This is a genomic window from Calidithermus roseus, assembly GCF_003574095.1.
Lineage (GTDB): Bacteria > Deinococcota > Deinococci > Deinococcales > Thermaceae > Calidithermus > Calidithermus roseus.
Genome location: NZ_QWLA01000125.1, coordinates 1 through 4,797 on the forward strand (window position 1 = coordinate 1; position 4,797 = coordinate 4,797).

Consider the following 4,797-nt stretch of genomic DNA (forward strand, 5'->3'; position numbering starts at 1 on the left):
GGGGGGGTTGGTGGGTTGGGAAATGTTGTGTTCCATGAAAAACCTTGATGTTCGCGCCCAAAGCCTGGGCGGGTACGCGCAGGAAACCTCAGGCGTGGCTGCGGCGGGTGCGGAAGGCCAGGTTCTCGGCCAGTTCCCACAACCTCGAGCGGGTCACGTGCGAGAGGGGTAAGTTGGCGATGAAGCTGGCAATACGGATGCCCAAGCTGGGATGAGGGTCGAGCTTCGCGGCTTTTCGCAAGAGCTGTTTAGCTTCTTCCTCCTCATCGGCCTTGAGCAGGCGCTGGGCCAGGGCCAGCATGCGGCCCCTGAGGTTAGCGATGCGCTCGGCCTCGAGCTCGCTCGGGCAGCTCTCGGCTGCGACCTCGAAAATGCGGATCTCCTCACGCAGGCGCGGAATGATGTTCTTGTCGATGGTGTGGGACTGGGGGTGCTCGCGGAAATAAGCCAGCTTTTCGGGCAGGTAGTAGCCCATGGCCCCGCGGTTCATGATGTCCACCCACAGCATGTAGTCGGGGGCGTAGTTGAAGCCCGGACGGTAGAGGTTGGGGTAGGGCTTGTGGCGCTCGAAGAGCGAACGCCGCTGCAAAACGGTCTGGGCGAAGATGTAGTTGTTGCGATAGAGTTCCTTGAGCGCACGGTGCTTTCCCGCGGGGGGCTGATAGGCGAAGAGGTCCATGTACTCGAACAGCGGCTGGCCCTGGGGATCGACCTTATACCCCCCACAGTGCACGAAGGTCAGCTCGGGATCGGCCTCGGCGATGGCCACCAACCTGGAAAGCATGCTGGGATCCCACCAGTCATCGGCAGGCAGGATGATGACGTAGCGGCTCTCGGGGTGCATGAGCTCGTAGCAGCGGTTGTAGTTAGGGGTCATCCCGATGTTCTCGGCATTGCGGCTGTACTTCACCCGGGGGTCGGCCAGGTAGGGCGCCACTACGGCCTGGGTGTTGTCGGTGGAGGCGTTGTCACTGATGATCAGCTCGAGATCCCCCAGATCCTGTCCCAGTGCACTCTCGATGGAACGCGCGATGAACTTCGCGTAGTTGTAGGTGGGCATCAAGATGCTCACCAGGGGTGCTTTGCCCATAAGCGCCACGACGCTCCTCTCAGCCTAGAGCCTAGCCCCTGGCGCGTTAAGCTGGCGTTACCTGAGGTCAGAAGCGCGTGTTGCGTCCCGCGCTTGAGGGCGGGGTCGAGGGGCGGGGTGTTGGGCGTTTTGGCTCCATCAGTGTATTTTGGCGTTCGACCCTCAGCGTTGTCTGGCAATTGACCATCGACGTACTTCCACTATTCTGCCTTCCCAGCGACATGTCCCGGTAACGCCGGGCATAACGCGACCCGTGCCTCCCCTCTTCGGCGCTACGGGCCAGCGGTGACCAGGGCGATTGCAAAGCCGTCGTGGCCCTTGCTGCCCACCGTCTGGATCGCCGTGGCGATGAGCCGTGGCTCAGCGGCCAGCATCTCGTTGAAGCGACGTATCCCTTGAACGCTGGGGTCACGGCTCGAGCCCTCCAGCACCTCCCCTCCCCGAACCACGTTGTCGGCGACGATCAGGCTACCCGGGCGGGAGAGCTCGAGCGCCCAACGCAGATAGTCGGGGTTGGAGGGCTTGTCGGCGTCGATGAAGATGAGGTCGAAGGGGCCGCGTCCTTCGGCGGCCAGTTGCGGCAGGGTGTCCAGTGCCCACCCCAGCCACACGTCCACCACCTCCCCCAGGCCCGCCCGCTCGAGGTTCGCCCGCGCCACCTCGGCGTGCTTTGGGTTGGCCTCGAGGGTGATCAGGCGCCCTCCTGGAGGAAGGGCGCGGGCCAACCAGATGGCGCTGTATCCCCCCAGCGTGCCGATCTCCAGGATGCTTCGCGCCCCCTGCAACTTCGCCAGCAACAGCAGCATCTTACCCTGGTTGGGCGCGACGTGGATGGGCGGTAACCCTGCCGCCCTGCTGGCCTCGAGCGCCGCCTCCAGCGCAGGGTCGGAAGGTACCAGCAGGTCGGTGAGGTAGCGGTCAACTGCGCTCCACAGCTCCTGGCTCATGCCACCCCCTTGCTCCGGCGGGCCAACCGCACCCAGTCAGCGTACCGGCATCTAGGCCCATAGGTTCACGAAACCCACGCCAGCCCTCTCATAATCGGGGCACGTGGGCCTCACGGACACGTTGCTACCGTCGGTCTTGGGAGGTCCACCAATGAAACGCATCGCCTCAGTTCTGGTAGCGCTTTTGCTTACCCTCGCCCAACTGGCCCTGGCCACCAGCGGTAATGGGGCTGGCGGTGCTGGTGGAGGATAGTTCGACCCCCAACTCGTGAGCCAACTGATCGCGGCGGGCCTGGGCAAGCGCCCGCCGTGGGTCGTGTGTGCCCAGGTATTCCACGGCGAGAATCCACAGGTTGAGGTCGTCGCGGGTGCGGCTGGCGAGGTGCAGTAAGGCCTCGCCATCGCGCAGCTCGAGCGCGGCACGGGTCAGAGCCGTCTCCAGACGGTAGCGCTCTGCTTCGACCAGCGGAGCCGTAGACTCCGGCAGCAATGGCCCCTGGTACAGACCTATGGCTTTGCGGGTCTGGTGCTGGTCCAGAAGCTTCTGGACCGTCAGGAAATCGGCCTCGACGTGGAAGGGCAGGCGGTAGGGTTTGCGCTCGATGGGCAGCAGCCGGCGCAGGTGAGCCACCAGGCTGCGGGTTCGTTCTTCCGGGGCATCCTCGCCGTATACCGCGTCCGTGAGGCCCCTCGAACTCAGCCCCTCCTGGTTCAGGCTGAGGGCTGCGAGCACGTCCAGGCCCTTACCCGTCACCGGCAAGAGCCGATTCCTGAACCACACCTTACTCTGCCCCAGGAAGTGCAGGTGAAGTTCATCGGTGTCCTTGCGCCACTGTTTTTGGATGGTTCTCGCACACTCCGGTCCACCCAGCAGCACCATGCTGCTCGAATCTACCTCCAGGAGAAAGTTCCGCACGCGAGAAAGTGCAAACTTCGCGGCGGCATCGTCCCCCAGCCGCCACCAGCAGGCGGCCTCGAGACAGCGCGCCGGCACGGCGTAGGGCACGAGGTTGGCGGTTTCCAGTTGCTCGGCAATGGCCCGCAGACGCGGGGCTGCTTCGGCAGGGCTGTGGGTCCACTGGCACATCCACACCGCGATCTCCGCCTGCAAGGCGTAGGCTCCGAAGCTGTGGATGTTCAGGGTCAGGGCCTCTACTGCCAGTTTACGGGCCAGGGCCTCATTCCCCAGACCCAGCAGGCAGGTCACCGTCGGCTGGGCATACATGGCAAAGGAGTTGCGCTGTTTGATCCGAGCCCACAATTCCAGCAAGATCTCCTGCGCTTCTTCCAGCCTCCCCTGCACGATCAGCAACTCGGCCAGGGTCGAACTCAACAGGTTGCGGATCCTGGGGCTATAACCCTGGCTGTAGCGAATCTCCGCCCTGAGCTGATCCTCCAGGCCCGCCAGATCCCCCATCAAGACGCGCAGGTGGCTTTCCTCGTTGAGCACGCGCAGCCTGAGGCTGGTGTTGTTGATCTTGCCGTTTTCTAGGAGCCTGGCCGCCCACCTAAGCCACTGTCTGGCCCGCCCGAGCTGGCCGTCAAGCAGCGCACATTGGCTCAAGCCAAGCGCGGCCTCGCCCTGTACGAGGGATAGCCCCTGGGCCTCGGCCTTCTCCAGCGCCTCATTGAGCAGAAGGCTCGCCTTGTAGGTGTCTTTGGCCTGCAGGATATACCCCACCACGCTCAGCACCTCGGGCGAGCGGTCGAGGCTCAGGGCATGTTCGGCCACCTCGAGGCTGCGCGAATTGCCCAAAGTGTGCAGGGCCAGGGCGTAAAACGCTCCAAGCTTGCCGTCGGGTGCGCGCCTCAGCACCTCCTGCACGGTCTCGAGCAGTTCCTCCTGGCGCCCGAGGTCAATGGCCAGCGCCAGGCTCCAGCGCAAGACCGAAGGCTGGCGAGAATAGGGCTCGGGCAAGGAGCGCAGAAGGCCAAAGGCTTCCTCGAGCAGCCCGTCCTCCTGTACCCCCCAGCCGATGGGGTCCAGGAAGGGCTCGAGCAATTCAGGGTGCTCGCTCAACAGGACAATCGCCTGAAGCCACTCGCGCCGGGCGATCGAGTGCCGCAGCTGCTTCTCAGGGCTCTCCAGCTTCACGGCGGCAGAGGGGATTTCTTGCGATGGCAAGCGCTGGATCTGGGGCCTGGCCTGCAAGATTTCCTGAGGAACGGCATCCAACTGGGGAAAGTGGGCGAAGACGGGATAGTGGGTGTTGCCCAGTTTTTCAACCAGCGCAAAGCTGTGCTGAGCGTCCAGAAGCAGTATCGCCATCTCGGGCAGCAGGTCGCGGTTGTGCTCGAGGACCGCCACGTGATACTCAAGCGTCGCGGCTTTCCCCAGCAAATTCGTCTTCATCGAGGCGTTGACTGCGCAGGCCAGCGCATTGGCCTGCGCGACCTCTCCAGCGTGGGGGATTCCACGGACCACAACAGCCCTGAGACCTTCACGGCATTGCTGCCGGAACCAAGCCAGAGCCTGGTCCTCACCGCCGATGAGGACGACCATGGGGTCATTCTACAGTATGTGGGCCTTTCGCGCGGTTTAAACTGGATACTCAGCTCAATTGCATCGAGAATGCCAAAGCAGAACCCCCCACCTACTTCGCGGTGGGGGGTGATAAAGAAAGGGGGTTGATGTGGAGCGGGAGACGAGACTCGAACTCGCGACCCCAACCTTGGCAAGGTTGTGCTCTACCAACTGAGCTACTCCCGCACGGGCAGCGCTCCACTACAGGACAACATGTCACACGCTACTCGCCGCAC

The 4,797-nt window shown here is 63.5% G+C and carries 3 protein-coding genes and 1 tRNA gene; all 4 read right to left on the bottom strand.

Features of this window, described 5'->3' with window-relative positions:
- Nucleotides 1-88: 88 nt before the first annotated feature.
- The gene (locus tag Mrose_RS17770; RefSeq protein ID WP_119280539.1) at nucleotides 89-1,090 is read right to left on the bottom strand and encodes a glycosyltransferase family 2 protein; all 1,002 of its coding nucleotides are present in this window, start codon (nucleotides 1,088-1,090) and stop codon (nucleotides 89-91) included.
- A gap of 272 nt (nucleotides 1,091-1,362) precedes the next feature.
- Entirely contained in the window at nucleotides 1,363-2,037 is a 675-nt protein-coding gene (locus Mrose_RS17775; RefSeq protein WP_119280541.1) for an O-methyltransferase, read from the bottom strand.
- 166 nt (nucleotides 2,038-2,203) lie between these two features.
- Nucleotides 2,204-4,540, bottom strand: a complete 2,337-nt coding sequence (locus tag Mrose_RS17780) for a MalT transcriptional regulator family protein (RefSeq protein ID WP_119280543.1) — start codon at nucleotides 4,538-4,540, stop codon at nucleotides 2,204-2,206.
- 131 nt (nucleotides 4,541-4,671) lie between these two features.
- Nucleotides 4,672-4,747 (bottom strand) — tRNA-Gly (locus Mrose_RS17785).
- Between the last annotated feature and the right edge of the window lie 50 nt (nucleotides 4,748-4,797).

Bases quoted from the DNA above. Each gene is read 5' to 3' on its own strand.
- Mrose_RS17770 (WP_119280539.1), bottom strand. From the start codon at position 1,090: ATGGGCAAAGCACCCCTGGTGAGCATCTTGATGCCCACCTACAACTAC.
- Mrose_RS17775 (WP_119280541.1), bottom strand. From the start codon at position 2,037: ATGAGCCAGGAGCTGTGGAGCGCAGTTGACCGCTACCTCACCGACCTG.
- Mrose_RS17780 (WP_119280543.1), bottom strand. From the start codon at position 4,540: ATGGTCGTCCTCATCGGCGGTGAGGACCAGGCTCTGGCTTGGTTCCGG.